General features: G+C 65.1%; 18 protein-coding genes. 15 read left to right on the top strand and 3 right to left on the bottom strand.

Features of this window, described 5'->3' with window-relative positions; all coding sequences use genetic code 11:
• Positions 1-112: 112 nt before the first annotated feature.
• The 13 genes from rpoZ (at position 113) to I6F09_RS03655 (ending at position 14,451) form a co-directional block, all read left to right on the top strand.
• A complete protein-coding gene (gene rpoZ / locus I6F09_RS03715; RefSeq protein WP_007603391.1) occupies positions 113-505 on the top strand; it encodes a DNA-directed RNA polymerase subunit omega in 393 nt (130 codons plus the stop codon).
• 205 nt (positions 506-710) lie between these two features.
• Positions 711-2,999, top strand: coding sequence for a bifunctional (p)ppGpp synthetase/guanosine-3',5'-bis(diphosphate) 3'-pyrophosphohydrolase (locus tag I6F09_RS03710; RefSeq protein ID WP_036015037.1), 2,289 nt, complete (start codon positions 711-713; stop codon positions 2,997-2,999).
• 45 nt (positions 3,000-3,044) lie between these two features.
• Positions 3,045-3,797: a pyridoxine 5'-phosphate synthase gene (locus tag I6F09_RS03705; RefSeq protein ID WP_057029760.1), complete on the top strand. Its 753-nt coding sequence runs from the start codon at positions 3,045-3,047 to the stop codon at positions 3,795-3,797.
• Positions 3,794-4,213 carry a holo-ACP synthase gene (acpS, locus tag I6F09_RS03700; protein ID WP_025036721.1) on the top strand — a complete coding sequence of 140 codons (420 nt, stop codon included), beginning with the start codon at positions 3,794-3,796 and terminating at the stop codon, positions 4,211-4,213. Before I6F09_RS03705 ends, acpS begins: the two co-directional genes overlap by 4 nt.
• Positions 4,214-4,462: 249 nt before the next feature.
• Positions 4,463-5,227 carry a signal peptidase I gene (lepB, locus tag I6F09_RS03695; protein WP_036015031.1) on the top strand — a complete coding sequence of 255 codons (765 nt, stop codon included), beginning with the start codon at positions 4,463-4,465 and terminating at the stop codon, positions 5,225-5,227.
• On the top strand, positions 5,224-6,045 hold the full coding sequence (gene rnc, locus I6F09_RS03690; protein ID WP_109143526.1) for a ribonuclease III: 822 nt from the start codon (positions 5,224-5,226) through the stop codon (positions 6,043-6,045). Before lepB ends, rnc begins: the two co-directional genes overlap by 4 nt.
• Positions 6,035-6,961 carry a GTPase Era gene (era, locus tag I6F09_RS03685; RefSeq protein ID WP_225156967.1) on the top strand — a complete coding sequence of 309 codons (927 nt, stop codon included), beginning with the start codon at positions 6,035-6,037 and terminating at the stop codon, positions 6,959-6,961. Before rnc ends, era begins: the two co-directional genes overlap by 11 nt.
• A 21-nt stretch (positions 6,962-6,982) precedes the next feature.
• Positions 6,983-7,363 (top strand): hypothetical protein, encoded by a 381-nt coding sequence (locus I6F09_RS03680; protein ID WP_036015023.1) that lies wholly within the window; start codon positions 6,983-6,985, stop codon positions 7,361-7,363.
• A 120-nt stretch (positions 7,364-7,483) separates the two neighbouring features.
• Positions 7,484-8,236, top strand: coding sequence for a DNA repair protein RecO (gene recO / locus I6F09_RS03675; RefSeq protein WP_225187486.1), 753 nt, complete (start codon positions 7,484-7,486; stop codon positions 8,234-8,236).
• A 101-nt stretch (positions 8,237-8,337) separates the two neighbouring features.
• Positions 8,338-8,622: a hypothetical protein gene (locus tag I6F09_RS03670; protein ID WP_036015015.1), complete on the top strand. Its 285-nt coding sequence runs from the start codon at positions 8,338-8,340 to the stop codon at positions 8,620-8,622.
• A 64-nt stretch (positions 8,623-8,686) separates the two neighbouring features.
• Complete coding sequence (gene parC, locus I6F09_RS03665; RefSeq protein WP_225152477.1) at positions 8,687-10,945, top strand: DNA topoisomerase IV subunit A; 2,259 nt, start codon at positions 8,687-8,689, stop codon at positions 10,943-10,945.
• A gap of 406 nt (positions 10,946-11,351) precedes the next feature.
• Positions 11,352-12,902: an ABC transporter substrate-binding protein gene (locus tag I6F09_RS03660; protein ID WP_225187485.1), complete on the top strand. Its 1,551-nt coding sequence runs from the start codon at positions 11,352-11,354 to the stop codon at positions 12,900-12,902.
• A gap of 4 nt (positions 12,903-12,906) precedes the next feature.
• Entirely contained in the window at positions 12,907-14,451 is a 1,545-nt protein-coding gene (locus I6F09_RS03655; RefSeq protein ID WP_225135653.1) for a GMC family oxidoreductase N-terminal domain-containing protein, read from the top strand.
• A gap of 619 nt (positions 14,452-15,070) precedes the next feature.
• Here I6F09_RS03655 and I6F09_RS03650 read toward each other — a convergent pair.
• The 3 genes from I6F09_RS03650 to I6F09_RS03640 form a co-directional block, all read right to left on the bottom strand.
• On the bottom strand, positions 15,071-15,334 hold the full coding sequence (locus I6F09_RS03650) for a hypothetical protein (RefSeq protein WP_225187484.1): 264 nt from the start codon (positions 15,332-15,334) through the stop codon (positions 15,071-15,073).
• A gap of 90 nt (positions 15,335-15,424) precedes the next feature.
• A complete protein-coding gene (chrA, locus tag I6F09_RS03645) occupies positions 15,425-16,807 on the bottom strand; it encodes a chromate efflux transporter (protein ID WP_225187483.1) in 1,383 nt (460 codons plus the stop codon).
• Positions 16,807-17,625 carry a chromate resistance protein ChrB domain-containing protein gene (locus I6F09_RS03640; protein WP_225187482.1) on the bottom strand — a complete coding sequence of 273 codons (819 nt, stop codon included), beginning with the start codon at positions 17,623-17,625 and terminating at the stop codon, positions 16,807-16,809. The genes chrA and I6F09_RS03640 overlap by 1 nt, the downstream gene beginning before the upstream one ends.
• Before the next feature lie 194 nt (positions 17,626-17,819).
• Here I6F09_RS03640 and dmeF point away from each other — a divergent pair, with 194 nt between their 5' ends.
• Together dmeF and I6F09_RS03630 are read left to right on the top strand one after the other, a co-directional pair.
• Complete coding sequence (dmeF, locus tag I6F09_RS03635) at positions 17,820-18,779, top strand: CDF family Co(II)/Ni(II) efflux transporter DmeF (protein ID WP_225187481.1); 960 nt, start codon at positions 17,820-17,822, stop codon at positions 18,777-18,779.
• Positions 18,780-19,067: 288 nt separating this feature from the next.
• Positions 19,068-20,900 carry a tetratricopeptide repeat protein gene (locus I6F09_RS03630; RefSeq protein WP_225170954.1) on the top strand — a complete coding sequence of 611 codons (1,833 nt, stop codon included), beginning with the start codon at positions 19,068-19,070 and terminating at the stop codon, positions 20,898-20,900.
• Positions 20,901-21,027: the final 127 nt, after the last annotated feature.

The following is a 21,027-nucleotide window of genomic DNA, read 5'->3' as shown; positions in this document are numbered from 1 at the left end:
GAGCGGTTTGGCGAGGCCAAATCACAAAATGGTCTTGCGAAACCGTCCCGGCCCCTATAACTAGCCCCAATCATCCACATATTTCGTCCCACCCACAACGGAGCGACAGTCCATGGCTCGCGTCACCGTAGAAGATTGTATCGACAAGGTCGACAACCGGTTTGACTTGGTCCTGCTGGCCGCCCACCGTGCCCGCATGATTTCATCCGGTTCACAACTAACGGTTGACCGCGATAACGACAAGAACCCTGTTGTGTCTTTGCGTGAAATTGCCGAGACGACGATCTCGCCGGAGGACCTCCGCGAGGAGCTGGTCCACTCGTTGCAGAAGTTCGTCGAGGTGGACGAGCCCGAGCCGGATACAGTGCCGCTGATCGGTTCCGCGGGGGCAAGCGTCGATGCCGACGACACCGAGGTCGCCGTGGAGCGCATGACCGAGGAGGAGCTGCTGAAGGGCCTGGAAGGCCTCGCGCCTCCCGAGGAGCAGCCCGAGGAAGACGAGTAATTCCTCCATCGCGATCATCTTCTTCTTGTGATCATATCAAAGGCCCGAACGATCGTTCGGGCCTTTGCTTTTGTTGGCCTTTTCGTGGTTACCATAGCGCTGCGGTCGGTGCTTGGCCCTGTCACTGAATTGATCGGACACGAGCGCGATCGGAGTTAGGATGTATGCAGCGGGCCGGCTCAAGCCCGTTTGAAGGCAGGACGGCATGGTATATCGGCGCCGCAGATCCACGCAGATGCAGGCCGCAACCGAATCGGTTGCCGTGGCCCCGACTGCGCCGGTCGCGCGCCCCGCCAGGCCTCGCGCCCGGATGATGCGTCAATATGACCTCGTCGAGCGCGTCAGGTCCTACAATCCCAACACCAACGAAGACCTGCTGAACCGTGCCTACGTCTACGCCATGAAGGCCCACGGCTCGCAGACCCGCGCCTCGGGCGATCCGTATTTCTCGCATCCGCTCGAGGTGGCTGCGATTCTCACCGACCTCAAGCTCGACGACGCCACCATCGTGGCCGCGCTGCTGCACGACACGATCGAGGACACCGAGGCAACGCGGGCCGAGATCGATCAGATCTTCGGCTCGGAGATCGGCGCGCTGGTCGATGGCCTGACCAAGCTGAAGCGGCTGGAGCTGGTGTCGCGGGAGGCTAAGCAGGCCGAGAATCTGCGCAAATTGTTGCTGGCCATTGCCGACGATGTCCGCGTGCTTTTGGTCAAGCTCGCCGACCGTCTGCACAACATGCGCACGCTGGACTTCGTGCCGACGGAATCGCGCCGGCGCATCGCCGAGGAGACGCTCGACATCTATGCGCCGCTGGCAGGGCGCATGGGCATGCAGGAAATGCGCGAGGAGCTGGAGGATCTGTCCTTCCGCACCCTCGATCCCGAAGCCTATTCGGTGGTGATGCAGCGGCTCGACGCGCTGGCTGAGCGCAACCGCAACCTGATCGGCGAGATCGAGGACCAGCTCTCCAACAATCTGCGCCACCGTGGCTTGGGGGCGCGGGTCTATGGCCGGCGCAAGAAGCCGTTCTCGATCTGGACCAAGATGGAGCGCAAGTCGGTCGGCTTCGAGCAATTGTCCGACATCTTCGGCTTCCGCCTCGTCGTCAGCGACGTCGAGGCCTGCTATCGCGCGCTCGGGATCGTCCACACCACCTGGCCGGTCGTGCCCGGACGTTTCAAGGACTATATCTCGACGCCGAAGCAGAACGACTACCGCTCGATCCACACCACGGTGATCGGCCCCGGCAACCAGCGCGTCGAGCTGCAGATCCGCACCGAGGCGATGGACCAGATCGCCGAGCGCGGCATCGCCGCGCACGTTTTCTACAAGGAGGGCGTGGGTTCGCCGACCGAATTCCTCAAGCGCGAGTCCAACGCGTTCGCCTGGCTGCGCCACACCATCGGCATCCTCTCGGAAAGCGCGAACCCGGAGGAATTCCTCGAGCACACCAAGCTCGAGCTGTTCCACGACCAGGTGTTCTGCTTCACCCCGAAGGGCAAGCTGATCGCGCTGCCGCGCCATGCCAACGTGATCGACTTCGCCTATGCGGTGCATACCGACGTCGGCAACAGCGCGGTGGGCTGCAAGATCAACGGCAAATTCGCGCCGCTGTCCTCGGAGCTTCAGAACGGCGACGAGGTCGAGGTGCTGACCTCGGAGGCGCAGTCCGCGCCGCCCTCGGCCTGGGAAACGCTCGCCGTCACCGGCAAGGCGCGTGCCGCGATCCGCCGCGCCACGCGCACCGCGGTGCGCGACCAATATGTCGGGCTCGGCCGGCGCATCGTCGAGCGCCTGTTCGAGCGCGCCAAGATTGAATACGCCGACGACAAGCTCAAGGGCGCGCTGCCGCGGCTCGCGCGCACCTCGATCGAGGACGTCATGGCGGCGGTCGGGCGCGGCGAGATCAAGGCCTCCCATGTCGCGCGTGCGATGTACCCGGATTACAAGGAGGAGCGCATCGCGCGCTACGGCGTCAAGAAGGGCCTTGCCGCCAAGCTCAAGGAGAAGGGGGTCTCCGAACAGTCGCGCAGCCCGGTCGCGATCCCGATCCGCGGCATCAATTCCGACCTTCCGGTGAAGTTCGCGCCGAACGGCGGCGCCGTCCCCGGCGATCGCATTGTCGGCATCGTCACGCCGGGCGAGGGCATCACGATCTATCCGATCCAGGCGCCGGCCCTGAAGGATTTCGAGGAGGAGCCGGAGCGCTGGCTCGACGTCCGCTGGGACATCGAGGATTCCGCTCCGCAGCGCTTCCCGGCCCGCATCAAGGTCGAGAACGTCAATGAGCCCGGCGCGCTGGCGCAGATCGCGACCGTGATCGCCGAGCACGACGGCAACATCGACAACATCAGCATGCAGCGCCGCTCGCCCGATTTCACGGAGACGACGATCGATCTCGAAGTCTACGACTTGAAGCACCTCAGCGCGATCCTGGCCCAGCTGCGCGCGAAGGCGGTCGTCGCCAAAGTCGAACGTGTTAATGGATAGGCGCATCTCGCATGCGCCGTTCCCTCTGATTTCGCGAGTTCTGAAATGCCCGCACCTCCGCTCCGCCTCGGCGTCAATATCGATCACGTCGCAACCGTGCGTAACGCGCGCGGCGGCCGCCATCCCGATCCGGTGCGCGCCGCGCTGCTCGCGATCGAGGCCGGCGCCGACGGCATCACCGCACATTTGCGCGAGGACCGCCGGCACATCCGCGACGAGGACATGGCGCGCCTGAAGGCGGAGATCTCCAAGCCGCTCAATTTCGAGATGGCCGCGACGGACGACATGATGCGGATCTCGCTCGCCACCAAGCCGCACGCGGTGTGCCTGGTGCCGGAGCGGCGCCAGGAGGTGACGACCGAAGGCGGGTTGGACGTGGTCGGCCAGCGCAGCGCGCTCGCGCCCTATATCGCGCGGCTGAGCGAGGCCGGCATCCGCGTCTCGCTGTTCATTGCGGCCGATCCCGCCCAGATCGAGATGGCGGCACGGCTGCGCGCCCCTGTGATCGAGATCCACACCGGTGCCTGGTGCGATGCCGTCGTCGATGGCCACACCGACAAGGCCGAGGCTGAATGGCAGCGGATCGTGGCCGGGGTGAAGCTGGCGAAGGACGCGGGACTCGAGGTTCACGCCGGCCACGGGCTGGACTATGCGACGGCGGAGAAGATCGCGAGCTTGCCCGAAATCATGGAGCTGAACATCGGCTATTACATGATCGGCGAGGCGCTGTTCGTGGGGCTGGCCGAGACCGTGCGTAGCATGCGCGCGGCGATGGATCGTGGCCGGAGTCGGGCATGATCATCGGCATCGGCTCCGACCTGATCGACATCACCCGCGTCGCCAAGGTGATCGAGCGCCACGGCGAGCGTTTTCTCGACCGCATCTTCACCGCGGCCGAGCGTGCCAAGGCGGAACGGCGCGCCAAGAACGAGAAGATGGTGGTGGCGACCTACGCCAAGCGCTTCGCCGCCAAGGAGGCCTGCTCCAAGGCACTCGGCACCGGCATCAGGCGCGGCGTCTGGTGGCGCGACATGGGGGTGGTCAACCTGCCGGGCGGGCGGCCGACTATGCAGCTGACCGGCGGCGCGCTGGCCCGGCTCCAGGCCCTGACACCGGAGGGGTTCGAGGCGCGGATCGACCTTTCGATCACCGACGACTGGCCGCTGGCGCAGGCTTTTGTCGTCATTTCCGCCGTCCCGCTGCCGAAACCTTGATCGCGGCTCGGGCGTTTTGTGATTTTCTTTATAAATCAATATCTTAATCAGTTTTGATGCGATCCTTGATTGCGTGGCCTCCGACAACCGTCTAAAAGTCCGCGAACGCAAATCAGCCTGGGCGAATTCGGCTTTACGCCGGAATTGGCCCTCACTATCAGAATCAGGACAATCTCCTTGCGCCGCGAACCGGTGGGCCGTTCGCGGGAGGAGGGCGCTCTATGATCGCCGGCCGGAATTGAGAGAGCAATGAGCGTGACTTCGGGAACGAAAACTGAGAGCGGCGTCGGCGAAACGATCCGAGTCGTCATTCATGCTCTCCTGATCGCGCTCGTGATCCGCACCTTCCTGTTTCAGCCCTTCAACATCCCGTCCGGCTCGATGAAGGCGACGCTGCTGGTCGGCGACTATCTGTTCGTCTCGAAATATTCCTACGGCTACAGCCATTACTCGATTCCATTCTCGCCGCCGCTGTTCTCGGGACGGATCTGGGGCTCGGACCCCGCTCGTGGCGACATCGTCGTGTTTCGCCTGCCGAAGGACGATTCCACCGACTACATCAAGCGCGTGATCGGCCTTCCCGGCGACCGTGTCCAGATGCGGGACGGGCTGCTCTACATCAACGATACGCCCGTCGAGCGGCAGCGCATGAGCGAATATGTCGGCGAGGACCCTTGCGGCTCGGAAGGCGGCGGCATCTCCCGGGTGAAGCGCTGGAAGGAGACGCTGCCGAACGGCGTGTCCTATGAGACGCTGGACTGCGCCGACAACGGCTACATGGACAACACCAACGTCTACACCGTCCCGGCCGGCCACTTCTTCATGATGGGTGACAACCGCGACAACTCCACCGATAGCCGCTTTCTCGGCCAGGTCGGCTACGTCCCGCAGGAGCACTTGATCGGCCGCGCCCAGATGATCTTCTTCTCCATCGCTGAAGGCGAGCACGCCTGGATGCTCTGGCGCTGGCCGTGGGCGGTGCGCTGGAATCGGTTCTTCAAAATCGTCCGATGAAAGACGAAGCCAAGGACATCGCGATCCAACCGACCGAGGTGCAAGCCGCTCCCGAGGGCGATGCTGCGGCGAAGGCGCCTGCCAAGAAGAAACGGCCGCGGAGCAGCAAGGCCAAGGGCACGAATGCCAACGCGGCGCTCGAGGCGCGGATCGGCCACAGCTTCGCCGATCCAAATATGCTGATGCAGGCGATCACGCATGTCTCGGCCCTGAAGTCCGGGCGCAAGCGAGGCGACAGCTATCAGCGGCTGGAATTCCTCGGCGACCACGTGCTCGGGCTCGTCGTCTCCGACATGCTCTATCACGCCTTCCCGAACGCCGATGAGGGCGAGCTGTCCAAGCGGCTTGCCGAGCTCGTGCGCAAGGAGAGCTGCGCGGACGTCGCCAAGTCGCTCGGTCTCGTCGACGACATCAAGCTGGGCTCGGTCGGCTCCAGTGCCGATGCCCGCCTGCGCAAATCCATCCTCGGCGACATCTGCGAGGCCGTGATCGGCGCCATCTACCTCGACGGCGGCCATGCGGCGGCAGCCGAATTCGTCAAGCGCAACTGGACCGAGCGGATGCACAAGCCGCGCCGGCCCTTGCGCGATCCCAAGACCGTGCTGCAGGAATGGGCGCAAGGCAAGGGACTGCCGACGCCTGTCTATCGCGAGGTCGAGCGCACCGGCCCGCATCACGATCCGCAGTTCCGTGTCGCCGTCGATCTGCCGGGCCTGGCCCCCGCCGAGGGTATCGGCGGCAGCAAGCGCGCGGCAGAGAAAGTGGCAGCGTCAGTGATGATCGAACGCGAAGGCGTCGGCGGCAGCAATGACGGTTGAAGCAAGCGGCGGGGCACCCGGCGCGACGCGCTGCGGCTTCGTCGCGCTGATCGGCGCGCCGAATGTCGGCAAGTCGACGCTGGTCAACGCGCTGGTCGGCGCCAAGGTCACGATCGTCTCGCGCAAGGTGCAAACCACGCGCGCGCTGATCCGCGGTATCGTCATCGAGAACAACGCGCAAATTATCCTTGTCGACACGCCCGGCATCTTCTCGCCCAAGCGCCGGCTCGACCGCGCCATGGTCTCGACCGCCTGGAGCGGGGCGCATGATGCCGATCTGGTCTGCGTGCTGCTCGATGCCAAAACGGGCATCGACGAGGAGGCGGAGGCGATCCTCGCCAAGGCCGCCAGCGTCAATCACGACAAGATTCTCGTCATCAACAAGGTCGACCTGGTCCAGCGCGAGAAGCTGCTGGCGCTGGCGCAGGCCGCCAACGAGCGCATGACTTTCGTGCGGACGTTCATGATTTCGGCGATCTCGGGCGATGGCGTCGACGACATCCGCAAGACGCTCGCGGACATGGTGCCGCCGGGTCCGTTCCTCTACCCCGAGGACCAGATGTCGGACGCGCCGATGCGGCAGCTGGCGGCCGAGATCACCCGCGAGAAGATCTATCAGAAGCTGCACCAGGAATTGCCCTACCAGTCCACGGTCGAGACCGACAAGTGGGAGGACCGCAAGGACAAGTCTGTGCGGATCGAGCAGACGATCTACGTCGAGCGCGAAAGCCAGCGCAAGATCGTGCTCGGCAAGGGCGGCGCCACCATCAAGTCGATCGGCGCCGACTCGCGGAAAGAGCTGATGCAGATTCTGGACGTGCCGGTGCACCTGTTCCTGTTCGTCAAGGTGCGCGAGAACTGGGGCGACGATCCCGATCGCTATCGCGAGATGGGCCTGGACTTCCCAAAAGAATAACCAAGAAAAGATCGGCATTCGATGAGCCTACCCACCAACGTCCAGCGCTTCGAAGCGCTGCTCTATGCATCGTTGATGCTGGACGCCGTCTCGATCGCCGTGCAGGACCGCACGCCCAATGCCGCGGTGACCGAGCAGATGATCATGACCGGGACGCTGCTCGCCGGCGGCATGATCCTCCTGCTGCTCTATTTCGTCCGGCTGGCCGCGCATCATCGCAAGAACTGGCCACGCTGGGTGCTGGCGGCGGCCCTCGTGTTGTCGGTGATCTCGCTCGGCCAGATCATCGGCGAGAAGGGCCTGGAGCTCGACAGCGCCATCGAGATCGTCTCCTGCGCGCTGACGACGATGGGCCTGTATTTCTCCTTCAGCGGCGACGCGCGGGACTGGTTCAACGCGTGAGGCGCCGTAGGGTGGATTAGCGAAGCCTAATCCACCTTTGACGTGCACGGGCGATTGGCGGATTACGCCTTCGGCTAATCCGCCCTACGATTGAACGCCGGAATCCGCTACACTTCCCCTATGGAATGGTCCGACGAAGGCATCGTGCTGGGCGTCCGGCGGCATGGCGAATCCAGCGCCATCGTCGAGCTGTTGACGCGCGCGCATGGCCGGCATCTCGGGCTCGTCCGCGGCGGCGCTGGTTCGCGGATGCGGCCGCTGCTGCAGCCGGGGAACAGCGTCAGTGCGGTGTGGCGGGCTCGGCTCGACGAGCATCTGGGCACTTATACGATCGAGGGATTGAAGCTGCGCGCGGCAACGCTGCTGGCATCGTCCCACGGCGTCTACGGCGTCACCCATCTCGCCTCCGTCGCGCGGCTGTTGCCGGAGCGCGATCCGCATGAGGACATCTTTGCGCTGCTCGAGCATTCGCTCGACGATTTCGACGACATCGGCAGCGCGGCCGTGCACCTGATCCATTTCGAGCTGGCGATGCTCGCCGAGCTGGGCTTTGGGCTGGCGCTGGACAATTGTGCAGTGACCGGCGAGACCACGGACCTGATCTATGTCTCGCCAAAATCCGGCGGCGCGGTATCGCGTGGCGCGGGCGAGCCGTGGCGCGACCGGCTGTTGCGCCTGCCGCCGTTCCTGCGCCAGGGCGAAACCGCGGGCGATCTCACCGAACAGGATCTCCAGGACGGCTTCCGGCTCACCGGCCTGTTCCTGCTCCGCCACGTGCTGGAGCCGCGCGGCCAGGGCCATTCCGATGCGCGGGCCGGCTTCATCAACGCCCTGATGCGGCAGCAGGCGAGGGCGGCGATCCCGGCGCCATGACGTAGTAGCTGCCCAGCCTTGCGCAGTGGCATGCGGTTCCCTGGAACGAAATCGGCCCGCGCGGACTTGGGCTTGAGGTTCCACATCGGGGGACAGCCCAAATGTTGATCAGGGGATTCGCCTTGTCCGCGACGCTGCTTGCGTTCGCGCCCGATGCCATGGCTGGCGAGCCGCAGCCCGGGGCGTTTCGCCGGGCCTCGTGCACGGTGGTGCGGTACTATGTGGCGAAATATTCCGCTGCCGCTGCAGAGACATGGGCGCGGTCGCGGGGCGCGACCGACGCCGAGATCGAGGCCGCCCGCCGTTGCCTGACCAATGCGCCGGCGCCTGCGCAAACACCTGGTCCAGCCCCAACCCAGACCGTCACAGCCGGCTGGGCAGGCTAGTACGTCGCCCACAGGGAACCATTCGATCCTTGCCCGATTCGCTTCCACGGTTTAACCGGGCGGCATGGGAAAACGAATCGTTCCGCCGGAAGAACCGGCTGAAATCCACGAGGTGCCGCTGCGTGAGGCGCTGGAAGAGCGCTATCTCGCTTATGCCCTCTCCACCATCATGCACCGTGCGCTGCCGGACGCGCGCGACGGCCTGAAGCCGGTGCACCGGCGCATCCTCTACGGCATGCGCCTGCTCAGGCTCGACCCCGGCACGGCCTTCAAGAAGTCGGCCAAGATCGTCGGCGACGTGATGGGCTCGTTCCATCCGCACGGCGACCAGGCGATCTACGACGCCATGGTCCGCCTCGCGCAGGATTTCTCCTCGCGATATCCGCTGGTCGACGGCCAAGGCAATTTCGGCAATATCGACGGCGATAACCCCGCCGCCTACCGCTACACCGAAGCGCGCATGACCGACGTCGCGCGGCTTCTGCTCGAGGGCATCGACGAGGACGGGGTCGAATTCCGCGCCAACTACGACGGCCAGTCGAAAGAGCCCATCGTGCTGCCGGGCGGCTTCCCGAACCTGCTCGCCAACGGCGCGCAGGGCATCGCGGTCGGCATGGCGACCTCGATCCCGCCGCACAACGCCGCCGAGCTGTGCGATGCCGCGCTGCACCTGATCGAGAAGCCCGACGCAAAGTCGAAGGCACTGCTCAAGTGGGTCAAGGGCCCGGATTTCCCGACCGGCGGCATCATCGTCGATTCCAAGCAGGCGATTGCGGAAGCCTACACCACCGGCCGCGGCTCGTTCCGCGTCCGAGCGCGGTGGACGCAGGAGGAGGGCGCACGCGGCACCTGGGCCGTCGTCGTCACAGAGATTCCGTTCCTGGTGCAGAAGTCGCGTCTGATCGAGAAGGTCGCCGAGCTGCTGGACCAGAAGAAGCTGCCGCTGGTCGGCGACATCAGGGACGAATCGGCCGAAGACGTCCGCATCGTGATCGAGCCGAAGTCGAAGAACGTCGATCCGGCGCTGATGATGGAATCGCTGTTCCGCCTCACCGAGCTCGAAAACAAGATTCCGCTGAACCTCAACGTCCTGATCAAGGGGCGCATCCCCAAGGTCGTGGGGCTCGCGGAGTGCTTGCGCGAATGGCTCGACCATCTGCGCGACGTGCTGATCCGCCGCAGCAACTACCGCAAGGCGCAGATCGAGCACCGGCTGGAAGTGCTCGGCGGCTTCCTGATCGCATACCTGAACATCGACAAGGTGATCAGGATCATCCGCACCGAGGACGAGCCGAAGCCTGAGCTGATGAAGGCGTTCAAGCTCACCGAGGTGCAGGCGGAAGCCATCCTCAACATGCGCCTGCGCTCCTTGCGCAAGCTCGAGGAGATGGAGATCCGCACCGAGGACAAGAACCTCCGCGCCGAGCTCAAGGGCATCAACGCGGTGCTCGCCTCGGAAGCCGAGCAGTGGAAGAAGGTCGGCGAGCAGGTTGGCAAGGTCCGCGACATGTTCGGACCGAAGACACCGCTCGGCAAGCGTCGCACCACCTTCGCGGATGCGCCCGAGCACGATCTCGCCGCGATCGAGGAGGCCTTCGTCGAGCGCGAGCCGGTGACGGTGGTCGTCTCCGACAAGGGCTGGATCCGCACCATGAAGGGGCATGTCGAGGATCTCTCGGGCCTTGCCTTCAAGCAGGACGACAAGCTCGGCTTCGCCTTCTTCGCCGAGACGACCTCGAAGCTGCTGCTGTTCGCCACCAACGGCAAGTTCTACTCGCTCGACGTCGCCAAGCTGCCGGGCGGCCGCGGCCATGGCGAGCCGATCCGATTGTTCATCGACCTCGAGCAGGAGGCCGCGCCCGTCGCGCTGTTCGTCAACAAGGGCGGCCGCAAATTCCTGGTCGCCAGCCACGAGGGCCAGGGTTTTGTGGTCAACGAGGACGATTGCGTTGGCACCACCAAGAAGGGCAAGCAGGTCCTCAACGTGGACATGCCGAACGAGGCCCGCGCGATCACCGAGGTGACGGGCGACACCGTCGCCGTCATCGGCGAGAACCGCAAGATGCTGGTCTTCCCGCTCGACCAGGTGCCGGAGATGGCCCGCGGCCGCGGCGTGCGCCTGCAGAAATACAAGGACGGCGGCCTGTCCGACGTTGCGGTATTCGACGCCAAGGCGGGCCTGACCTGGAAGGACTCCGCAGGACGCGAATTCTCGGCGACCATGAAGGAGCTCGCCGAGTGGCACGGCACCCGCGCCGACGCCGGCCGCCTGCCGCCGAAGGGTTTCCCGAAGTCGAACAAGTTCGGTCGGGTGATCGGGTAGGGCACTGGCCCCAACTGTCGCCACAACGACGCTGTCATGCCCCGCCTAGTGCGCAATTGCGCACGGGGGCGGGGCATCCAGGACGCCGCGGCTTCTCCGTATCCATCAGCTGTTTCTGGAATACTGGGTCGCCCGGTCAAGCCGGGCGGGCGACAGCGCGTGTTGTGCTCTCTGCTTCTCCACCGTCATTGCGAGCGCAGCGAAGCAATCCAGAATCCCACCGCGGAAAGACTCTGGATTGCTTCGCTGCGCTCGCAATGACGAGCTGCGACAGCCTCGCTCTCCAACTCTCAGTATGTGCATCCTGCAAACGCGTGGCAGCTAGCTATGAGCGCATACGTGTGGGCACGAACATTGCTTTTTCCTGCTGAACGCAAACGGCTGGTCAAAAGGCAAAAACACCCCAATGCTCAAACTGAAGACTTTCATTCCCGCGCTGTTCGGCCTTGCGCTGGTGGCGGCGCCCGCGCATGCGGCGGGCAATCTCGTCGCGGTGCTCGAGGCGGAGATCGTCACGCTCGATCCGCACTTCTCCACGGCCTATATTTCGCGCACGTTCGGCTACATGGTGTTCGACACGCTGTTTGCGAAGGATGCCAAGGGCGACATCAAGCCGCAAATGGTGCAGGACTGGAAAGTCTCGCCCGATGGCTTGACCTATACGTTCACGCTGCGCGACGGCCTGAAATGGCACGACGGCCAGCCCGTCACGGCAGCCGATTGCGTGGCCTCGCTGCGTCGCTGGGGCACCCGCAGCGCACTCGGCCGCCGCATTTTCGCGATCACGGCTTCGCTCGAGCCGGTCGATGCGAAAACCTTCGTGCTGACGCTGAAGGAGCCGTCCGGCCTCGTCATCGACGCGCTCGGCAATCCCGTCAGCCCGGTCGCTTTCATGATGCCCGAGCGCATCGCGAAGACGCCCGGCGACCAGCGCATCACCGAGATCGTCGGCTCCGGCCCGTTCGTCTACAGCAAGGCCGACCACCGCACCGGCGACCGCATGATCCTGAAGAAGTTCGGCGACTATGTGCCGCGTCCCGAGCCCGCGGACTTCCTGGCCGGCGGCAAGCGCGTCAATGTCGACACGCTCGAGGTCCGCGTCATTCCCGATGGTGCGACTGCCGCCTCTGCGCTGCAGGCCGGCGAAATCGATTTCATGCAGTACGCGCCGTTCGATCTGCTGCCGCAGCTGGAGAAGAACACGCGCGTCAAGCTCGTCAACTTCACCGGCGGCAACATGTTCGCCGGCGCCTACCGTCTCAACGCGGCCTCGAAGCCGTTCGATGATCCGGAGATCCGCCGCGTGCTGTGGAAGCTGGTCGACCAGCGCGAAGTGCTGGATGCGCTCGGGCTCGACGCCAAATACGCCACCCCTTGCGCGACCTACTTCACCTGCGGCACCACATACGAGAGCAAGGCCGGCACGGAAGCCGCCGCAAAGCCCTCGATCGAAGCGGCGAAGGCTGCGCTGAAGGCGACCAAATATGCCGGCGAGCCCGTCGTCGTGATGCAGGCCAACGACCTCGAAGCCCCGCGCGTTTCGGCGCAGGTGCTCGCCGAGCGGCTGAAGGCTGCAGGTTTCAACGTCGATCTGCAGGTGATGGACTGGGCGAGCGTGCTGGCGCGCCGCGCCAAGAAGGAGGGCTGGAGCGTCTATGGCGTCCACGCCGGCGGCTTCGACCTCGGCTCGCCGCTGACCAATGTCATGGTTGCCTTCAACTGTGCCGACTTCACCGGCTGGCAATGCGATGCGCGTATCACCCCTCTGATGGAAGCCTTCGCCAAGGCGCCGGCCGAGGCGGACCGGAAGAAGATCGCGGGCGAGATCCAGGCCGTCATGTACGATCAGGCGCCCGGAATCCCGTGGGGCCAGTTCGCGCAGCCGGCCGCCTATCGCGCGACTTTGCGCGGTCTGATACCGTCCGCCATCCCGGTGTTCTGGAACGTTGAGAAGTAGCGCGATGTACGATGTCATTGTTGTCGGCGGCGGCTCCGCCGGCGCCGCCGTGGCCGCAAGGCTCTCCGAAGATCCCGCACGGCGGGTCCTGCTGCTCGAAGCGGGGCTCGATTGGCGCGCCGACGAGGCGCCCTGGGAGGTGAGGACGCCGAATCCAATCCCGATCATCCACAAGCGCGAGTACCAGGAGAAATGGCAATGGCCGGATCTTCTGACGCGCCGCGTCGCTGGGCAGGAGCCGCGCTTCTACTGGCGCGGCAAGGGGCTCGGCGGCTCGTCGATGATGAACGGCCAGATCGCGATCCGCGGCGTTGCCGATGCGTTCGACGAATGGGCGGCCAATGGCTGCACCGGCTGGTCGGCGAAAGAGGTGATGCCGCTGTTTTCGGTGATCGAGGACGATCTGGAATTCGGCGATGTCGAGGGCCACGGCCGCGGCGGGCCACTGCCGGTCTACCGCGCGCCTTTGCAAAAGTGGGGTCCGATCGACCGCGGCTTGCGCGATGCGGCACTTGCGAGCGGCTATCCCTGGTGCGCCGACGTCAATGGTCCGGACGGCGAGGGCGTTGCGTGCTACCCCATCAACAGCCGCGACTTGCGCCGCATCACCACCAACGAGGGCTATCTCGAGCCCGCACGCGGGCGCGCCAACCTGGAGATCCGCGGGCATGCGCTGGTCGATCGCGTGCTGATCAGCGACGGACGGGCGACCGGTGTCCGCGTTCATGTCGAGGGGCAGGGCACCCAGGAGATCAGCGCCCGCCAGATCGTGCTGTGCGCCGGCGCCATCCACAGTCCGGCGATCCTGCTGCGCTCGGGCATCGGGCCGGCCGAGGAGTTGAAGGCAATGGGGATTGCTGTCACGCGCGATCTGCCGGTCGGCCGCCATTTCTTCGACCATCCGCTGTTTCGCGCCACGATCCAGCTCCGGGACGAGCTTCGTCCCACCGATCCGGATACGCGCCACACCAATTGCTGCGTGACCTATTCCTCGGGCCTCGCCAATGGCGGCAAGCGCGACATGATCCTGATCGCCTTCAATCATCGCGGCATCGGGAACCCCGGAGCGATCGGTGCAGGGCTGTTCAACGCCTATTCGCGCGGAACGCTCAAGCTGGCCTCGACCGATCCTGCAATCGATCCGGTCGTCGAGGAGAACATGCTGGCCGATCCGCGCGACATGCTACGCATGATCGATGCGGTGAAACGCCTCGCGGTCATCACATCGCAGCCGGCGCTGTCAGGCATCGCCGACTGGATCAGGCTCGCTGACACGGATCTGACGCTGCCGCAGGCCGCCAGCCTGCCCGATCACGAGCTCGAAGCGGTGCTGCGCCGCGAGACGGGCGACATCCAGCATGCCGCCGGCAGCTGCCGTATGAGCGGCTTGGACGACCCGGATGGCGTGGTCAACCCCGACGGCACCGTGAAAGGGATCGGCGGCCTGCGTGTAGCCGACGCCTCGATCATGCCGTCCGATTGCCGCGCCAACACGCATTTCACGACGGTGGTGATCGGGGAAGCGATCTCGCGGATGATGATGCGGTAGCCGGCAGCCGGGATTCAAGGCGCATTGTGTTGAGTCATGCGCGCGTCGCGAAAGATGGGCGAGTGGCGGACCCAGATTCAATTCAACGTTGCGCGACATCGTTCCTGCCAATGTTGAAAGCCTCCGACGAATATCATCAGGAACGTTTGCGCGCGGCTTCGATTGGCATGTCATCGTCAATCGGAGTTTGAACAATGCGAAAGACAATCTTCTCAGTGGCCATGTGTGCGTTGCTTGCTGGCGCGTCGATCGGGTTCGCCCATGCGCAGGCGGGCGGAGGTGCCGGAGGCGGGGCAGGCGCAGGTGGAGCGGGCGGCGCGGGTGCGGGCGCTAGCGCCGGGGCCGGAGGAACCAGCGGCGGAACGAGCGGCGCGGCGGGTGGAACAGGAGCGGGCGATGCAGGTACCGGCAGTTCGACGGGATCCAGCGTAGGCTCCGGCGGCGGCAGTGGCGCGGGTTCCGGCCAGGGCGGTCCTCAGACCATCCGCCCGGGCGGCACAAACGATCCAACCCGACGCTAACAAACGTCGGCGCTTACGACGTGAATAAGGGAAGGCTGCAGGGTTCGACTCAGCAGCTTTCCCGCGGCATCAGCGAGCCGGCCCAAGGTGGAACGGGTCTATGGACTGAACAAGCTGCGGAGAAACCGCTCCTTTTCGCCGGGCGCATAACCTTGAGAAGCGCCGAAATAAGGTTCAGTGGCGCCAGGATGAGCTGAGGTTTCCGGCGGCGGCGCGTAGGCGAAGCCCGAAGCTGGACCGGACGGGACCATACCCTGACCGGAATGGACAATCGCGTGCCGCCGGTGTGGATGACGCGCCTGTGCGGCGTCGGCAGCGCCGACCAAGGTGATCAGAAAACTGAAAACCAGAAGGAAACGCATCGCTGTTTCTCCAAACGCCCCCTGCCTAGGTGGCGTTCGGCCGCGGCGTTCCAACTCATCCTGGACTCACGATTAGTCACGTCCCTGGCATCAGATCACCCCGGCCATCCGCAACGCCACGCCCGCCGCGCAGCTGCCCGCCAGCACCGTCAGCATGCCGAGCTTGAACCGGAAGATCGCGGTGGCCGCCGCGATCGCCAGCACCAGCGCCGGCACGTCGACGCTCCTCAGCACCGGCATGTCGAAGTTCAGCGGAAACGCATGCACCGGCACGGTCTCGCGGAACAGGATGTGCAGCGCGAACCAAATCGACAGGTTGAGGATCACGCCGACCACGGCGGCGGTGATCGCGCTGAGCGCGCCGGCGAGGCCCGCGTTGCCGCGCAGGCGCTCGATATAGGGCGCGCCGACGAAGATCCAGAGGAAGCAGGGCGTGAAGGTGACCCAGGTCGCGAGCAGGCCGCCGAGCGTGGCCGCGAGCATCGGCGACAGGCCGCTGGGGTCGCGATAGGCCGCCATGAAGCCCACGAATTGCAGCACCATGATCAGCGGGCCCGGCGTGGTCTCGGCCATGCCGAGACCGTCGAGCATCTCATGCGGCTTGAGCCAATGATAATGCTCGACCGCCTGCTGGGCGACATAGGCCAGCACCGCATAGGCGCCGCCGAACGTGACCAGCGCCATCTTCGAGAAGAACAGCGCGATCTGGCTGAATACGTTGGCCTGGCCGAAGGCGATCAGCAGCGCTATCACCGGCACCAGCCAAAGCGCCAGCCACAATGCACCGACGCGGATCGCGCGCGCCGTGTCGGGGCGGACGTGATCCGGTACGGCCTCGCCGAGCATGCTGTCGATCGCTGCGCCGCCGCCATGGCCGTGATCGGCCGGCGCGAATTCCGGACGGCCGCTTCGGGCGCCGGCATAACCGATGAGGCCAGCGGCGATGATGATGATCGGGAAGGGGACCGCGAAGAAGAAGATCGCGACGAAGGCCGCGGCCGCGAGCGCGATCATGATGCGGTTCTTCAGCGCGCGCTTGCCGACGCGCACTACCGCCTCGACGACGATGGCGAGCACGGCCGCCTTGAGCCCGAAGAACAGCGCCTCGACGAAGCTGACATTGCCGAAGGCGGCATAGATGTAGCTGAGGCCCATGATGGCGATGATGCCGGGCAGGATGAACAGCCCGCCCGCCATCAGCCCGCCGGCGGTGCGATGCATCAGCCAGCCGACATAGGTCGCGAGCTGCTGCGCCTCAGGTCCCGGCAGCAGCATGCAATAGTTCAGTGCGTGCAGGAAACGGCCTTCGGAGATCCACTTCTTCTCCTCGACCAGGATGCGGTGCATCACCGCGATCTGGCCCGCGGGCCCGCCAAAGCTCAGGCAGGCGACACGGAGCCAGACGCGGAAAGCTTCGTTGAAGCTGATGCCGTGACCGGCACCAGCTCCCGCTTGATCGGCGCGAAAGTCCATTACGCCTTCACCTTGTTGGTCGGCCAGTTGTGAGTCTCGGTGGTGGCGTCGCGGCACCAGCGGTAGAAGGCATCATAGAGCAGCATGCCGGCCTCGAGCTGCTCGAGGTCGTCGTCATACATGCGCGACAGCCCGAGCGAGGCCGCGAGCAGGCCGGGCGCCTCCGGCGCGAGGTCGGGTCGCGCGGTGTCGGCGCCGCGCACCAGCGTCGCGAGGCGCAGCAGGGGCGGAGTCGCGATGCCGAACTCCTCGATCATCACGTCGAAGGTGCAGAGTTCGCCGCGGTGGCTCCAGAACACGTTCTCGATGTCGAAGGGCGCTGCGCCGAACCGCTCGCCGACGGCGACCACCTCGGACGGCGCGACATAGAGGAACACTGCGCCCGGATCGACGAAGCGGCGGATCAGCCACGGGCAGGCGATGCGGTCGACCTTCGGCCGCGCCCGCGTCACCCAGACGGTGCGACCCTTGGCATCGCGCGGCGGCAGCTTGCGGGCGTCGACCAGCGGCAGCTGGGCCGCCTTCCAGCCCTCGAAGCCGCCCTCCAGCGTTTCGGCCTGCGCGCCGAGCTGGCGTAACCAGGCCGCGGTGCCTTGCGCGAGCTTCTCGCCGTGGAGGCAGGAGACTACGGCGCGGCGGCCGGCGAAGGCGCCGCCCCAGTCCGCCACGTTGTCGTGGCCGAGCTTGATGGAGCCGGGAATCAGCCGCCGGTCGGCGGCGAAATCCTGCTCGGTGCGCACATCGATCAGAACAGGCGCATTCGCCGTGCCGATCAGCCGTGCCATTTTGTCGGATGAGATGGTCGTGAATGTAGACATGATGCGTCCTCGAGAACCAAACGGGACGCGATGCTTGGGCCTGTCGCCTCGTGGGGAGATCGCTCAAATCCCCATGGCGCAGATTACAGCGAAACTAAGAAGCACTGTCAATCCGCGGGACGATTGGTCCTTAGAAAATTGGTGCCTGCCGTCTATATTGGAGGCCAACAGAGCTGAATCTTCTGGAGAATTCGATGCATTCCCATTCCATCGAACAATGGACCCATGACCACGCCTTCCTGGGCGAGAAGCACGACGACAACGAGCGCCGCACCTGGTTCGTGGTCGTGCTGACGCTGGTCATGATGGTCGGCGAGATCGTCGCCGGCTCGCTGTTCGGTTCGATGGCGCTGCTCGCCGACGGCTGGCACATGGGCACCCATGCGGCGGCGCTCGGCATTGCCGCCTTCGCCTATCGCTTCGCGCGGCGGCATCTGGGGAATGCGCATTTCACCTTCGGCACCGGCAAGTTCGGCGATCTTGCCGCCTTCGCCAGCGCGATCATCCTCGACCTGATCGCGGTCGAGATCGCCTATGAGAGCGTGCTGCGCTTGATCAATCCGGTGCCGATCGTCTACGGCGAGGCCATGGCCGTGGCTGCTCTCGGCTTGGGCGTCAATCTCGCCAGCGTGTGGCTGCTGCGCGACAGCCACGATCATCACCACGGCCATGGCCATGCGCATGATGACCACGCCGAGCATGACCACGAGCGCGATCATCACCACCATCAGCACGACAACAACCTCCGCGCGGCCTATGTCCATGTCATGACCGATGCCGCAACCTCGGTGCTGGCGATCGCAGCGCTCGGCCTGGCCATGTATTCCGGCTGGGTCTGGGCCGACCCGGCGGTGGGTCTGATCGGCAGCGCCGTGATCGCGAGCTGGGCATTCGGCCTGATCAAATCATCGGGTGCGGTGCTGCTCGACGTGCGCGCCGACGAGAAGCTGGAGCGGGTGATCCGCGCCCGCATGGAGGTCGGTGAGGATCGCGTCACCGACCTGCATCTCTGGCAGGTCGGCCCCGGCCATTGTGCCGTGCTGCTCTCGGTGGTGTCGGACAAGCCGAAGCAGCCGGCCGTCTACAAGCGGCGGCTCGCCGGGCTGAAGGGCCTCAGCCACGTCACGGTCGAGGTCGAGACCTGCCCGCATTAGCGGTGAGTGAACGTGACTTCGCGCAGGACGAGAAGAAGTTTGCGTTTTCATTTTGAGTTGTCGCGATTGCGACCCACCCGGGCGTTTCGCAAATCGTGATCTGGTTCATAACCGAGCGGCCAGCTGCGCAGTATGGATTGACGTGCGCTCGATGAGGACGTGCGTGCGCTGAGTTCGCAACTGCCGGGCAAGGTCCGGTCAACATCAAGGTAGTGAAGCAGTACCGGCCTTAAGGGCCATTCACCTGAGAGCCCGGTCAGCGGAGGCCGGGCTTCGGAGAGACGAGCAATGGGCCTCGTGCAGCAGGACACCGTGGTCCTCTTGGTCGACCTCGTCGAGTCCGTGCGTCTGATGCGGGAGCATGAGGCGTCCGCGGTGCGTCGATGGACCGACTTCGTCCAACTTGCCACCGGCCAAATTCTGCCGCGTTATCGCGGCGGCCTCGTGAAGAGCCTCGGAGACGGGCTCATGGCCCGCTTCGAATCCGTGCGTGATGCCGTCAATGCCGCCGCCGAAATGCACCGGAGTATCGCCGTTCAGAACACCGGGCGGCCTGAAGATCAACACTTCCAGCTTCGTGCGGGGATCAACTCCTCCACCGCCTGGAGTGACGGCACTGACATCTATGGCACCGGCATCAACCTCGCAGCCCGGCTCGCAACTCTTGCCGGTCCCGGTGAAACCATCGCCAGCGAGGCCGCGCATGAGCAACTGGCGACAGCTCTTGCCAGCCTGGCCAGTCCGGGGGAGACGATTGGCAGCGCTGCGGCGCGCGACGAGCTGACGCACGGAGTGGATGCGCTGTGCGAAGATTTGGGCGACTGTATCCTCAAGCACTTTGACAAGCCGGTTCGCGCCTACCGCGTTGGTCCGGCCAGTCCACACCCAAGCCTCGCAGCTCGGCGAGACTATGGAACTCCCATGGAGCCGACGATCGCCGTCATCCCCTTCGACGCGCGCAAGGACGCGGAGGAGCATCTCGACGTTGGTAACCTGATCGCGGACAGCGTGATCTGGTGCCTCTCCAGATCGGCGAACCTCAAGGTGATCTCGCGTCTGTCGACCAACATATTTCGCGGCAGGGTCAGCGATGTGGCGGAAGTATCGGCGCATCTCGGTGCCACCTACATTCTCAGCGGCAGCTATGTGGTCGATGCGGACCGGATTCTGGTGACGGCGGAGCTGTCCGCGGCGCGAACCAATCAAGTCGTCTGGACCGACCGCCTGAGCGGCAATATCGGCGATCTGCTGCAGCCGGAGAGCGAACTGGCTCACCGCATCGCCGCTGCAGTGCATCTGTCGGTCTTCGATGCCGAGGTCGAGCATATCCTGACCCAGCCGTTACCGACGCTAGAAAGCTACTCGCTGCTGCTTGGCAGCATCCGCCTGATGCACCGGTCGAGCAGGGAGGAGTTTCTCCAGACCCGGACGGTGCTGGAGGAACTGATCAATCGCCACGGCCGAATAGCTGCCCCGCGCGCCTGGCTCGCCAACTGGTACATCCTGCGCATGACGCGCGGCTGGTCCGAGGACCGCAAACGCGAGGCCGCCGAGGCCTTGAGCGCCACTCGCGCGGCGCTCGACCGTGACCCGTCCGACGCGCTTGCGCTTGCGACCGAAGGCTTCGTCTATTGTCACATGTTGAAGGACCTGGACGCTGCCCGAAAGCGGTGCGAGCAGGCCGTCGATGCCAACCCCAGCCACGCGTTGGGCTGGCTCTACCGGGGCACCGTCGACGCCTTCAAAGGCGACGGCGAGGCAGCCGTGGACGCAACGCGGCGCGCTCTGAAACTCTCCCCGCTCGATCCGCAGCGGTATTATTTCGAGTCCCTGGGCGCCACGGCGCTTCTATCGGCGCATCGATACGACGAGGCGGAAGAGCTCGCGCGCTCATCTCTCATTCTCAATCGCATGCATCCGTCTACGTGGCGGGTCCTCGCTATCGCACTCGTTTCGCAAGGACGGGTCGTGGAGGCCCGCGAAGCCTTGGGCAAGATGCGCGAGCTCGAGCCGCATTTGACCCTAGATCGATACATCGGGCGCCTCCCCAATGCGAATCTCGAAACAGGCAGGCACTGGGCTCGCTGCCTCGAAGTGGCAGGACTACCGACGACAGGCTGACTAACCTCATACCGACTTGTTTTCATAAGGAGGCAGGCAATGGCTCAACTAGGCGGGGCGGGAGGAGCAGGCGGTGCAGGTGGTGCTGGCGGAGCCGGCGGCGCAGGGGGGGCAGGAGGTGCAGGCG

Origin of the sequence: Bradyrhizobium sp. IC3195 (assembly GCF_020193585.1) — a bacterium.
GTDB lineage: Bacteria > Pseudomonadota > Alphaproteobacteria > Rhizobiales > Xanthobacteraceae > Bradyrhizobium > Bradyrhizobium yuanmingense.
This window is presented reverse-complemented; position numbering and strand designations above follow the sequence as displayed.

Excerpts from the sequence above, each read along its gene's own strand:
- I6F09_RS03660 (WP_225187485.1), top strand. The coding sequence starts at position 11,352 with ATGCTCAAACTGAAGACTTTCATTCCCGCGCTGTTCGGCCTTGCGCTG.
- rnc (WP_109143526.1), top strand. The coding sequence starts at position 5,224 with ATGAAAGACGAAGCCAAGGACATCGCGATCCAACCGACCGAGGTGCAA.
- I6F09_RS03650 (WP_225187484.1), bottom strand. The coding sequence starts at position 15,334 with ATGCGTTTCCTTCTGGTTTTCAGTTTTCTGATCACCTTGGTCGGCGCT.
- lepB (WP_036015031.1), top strand. The coding sequence starts at position 4,463 with ATGAGCGTGACTTCGGGAACGAAAACTGAGAGCGGCGTCGGCGAAACG.
- I6F09_RS03655 (WP_225135653.1), top strand. The coding sequence starts at position 12,907 with ATGTACGATGTCATTGTTGTCGGCGGCGGCTCCGCCGGCGCCGCCGTG.
- I6F09_RS03680 (WP_036015023.1), top strand. The coding sequence starts at position 6,983 with ATGAGCCTACCCACCAACGTCCAGCGCTTCGAAGCGCTGCTCTATGCA.
- I6F09_RS03670 (WP_036015015.1), top strand. The coding sequence starts at position 8,338 with ATGTTGATCAGGGGATTCGCCTTGTCCGCGACGCTGCTTGCGTTCGCG.
- dmeF (WP_225187481.1), top strand. The coding sequence starts at position 17,820 with ATGCATTCCCATTCCATCGAACAATGGACCCATGACCACGCCTTCCTG.
- I6F09_RS03705 (WP_057029760.1), top strand. The coding sequence starts at position 3,045 with ATGCCCGCACCTCCGCTCCGCCTCGGCGTCAATATCGATCACGTCGCA.
- recO (WP_225187486.1), top strand. The coding sequence starts at position 7,484 with ATGGAATGGTCCGACGAAGGCATCGTGCTGGGCGTCCGGCGGCATGGC.
- chrA (WP_225187483.1), bottom strand. The coding sequence starts at position 16,807 with ATGGACTTTCGCGCCGATCAAGCGGGAGCTGGTGCCGGTCACGGCATC.
- I6F09_RS03630 (WP_225170954.1), top strand. The coding sequence starts at position 19,068 with ATGGGCCTCGTGCAGCAGGACACCGTGGTCCTCTTGGTCGACCTCGTC.
- I6F09_RS03710 (WP_036015037.1), top strand. The coding sequence starts at position 711 with ATGGTATATCGGCGCCGCAGATCCACGCAGATGCAGGCCGCAACCGAA.
- acpS (WP_025036721.1), top strand. The coding sequence starts at position 3,794 with ATGATCATCGGCATCGGCTCCGACCTGATCGACATCACCCGCGTCGCC.
- parC (WP_225152477.1), top strand. The coding sequence starts at position 8,687 with ATGGGAAAACGAATCGTTCCGCCGGAAGAACCGGCTGAAATCCACGAG.
- I6F09_RS03640 (WP_225187482.1), bottom strand. The coding sequence starts at position 17,625 with ATGTCTACATTCACGACCATCTCATCCGACAAAATGGCACGGCTGATC.
- era (WP_225156967.1), top strand. The coding sequence starts at position 6,035 with ATGACGGTTGAAGCAAGCGGCGGGGCACCCGGCGCGACGCGCTGCGGC.
- rpoZ (WP_007603391.1), top strand. The coding sequence starts at position 113 with ATGGCTCGCGTCACCGTAGAAGATTGTATCGACAAGGTCGACAACCGG.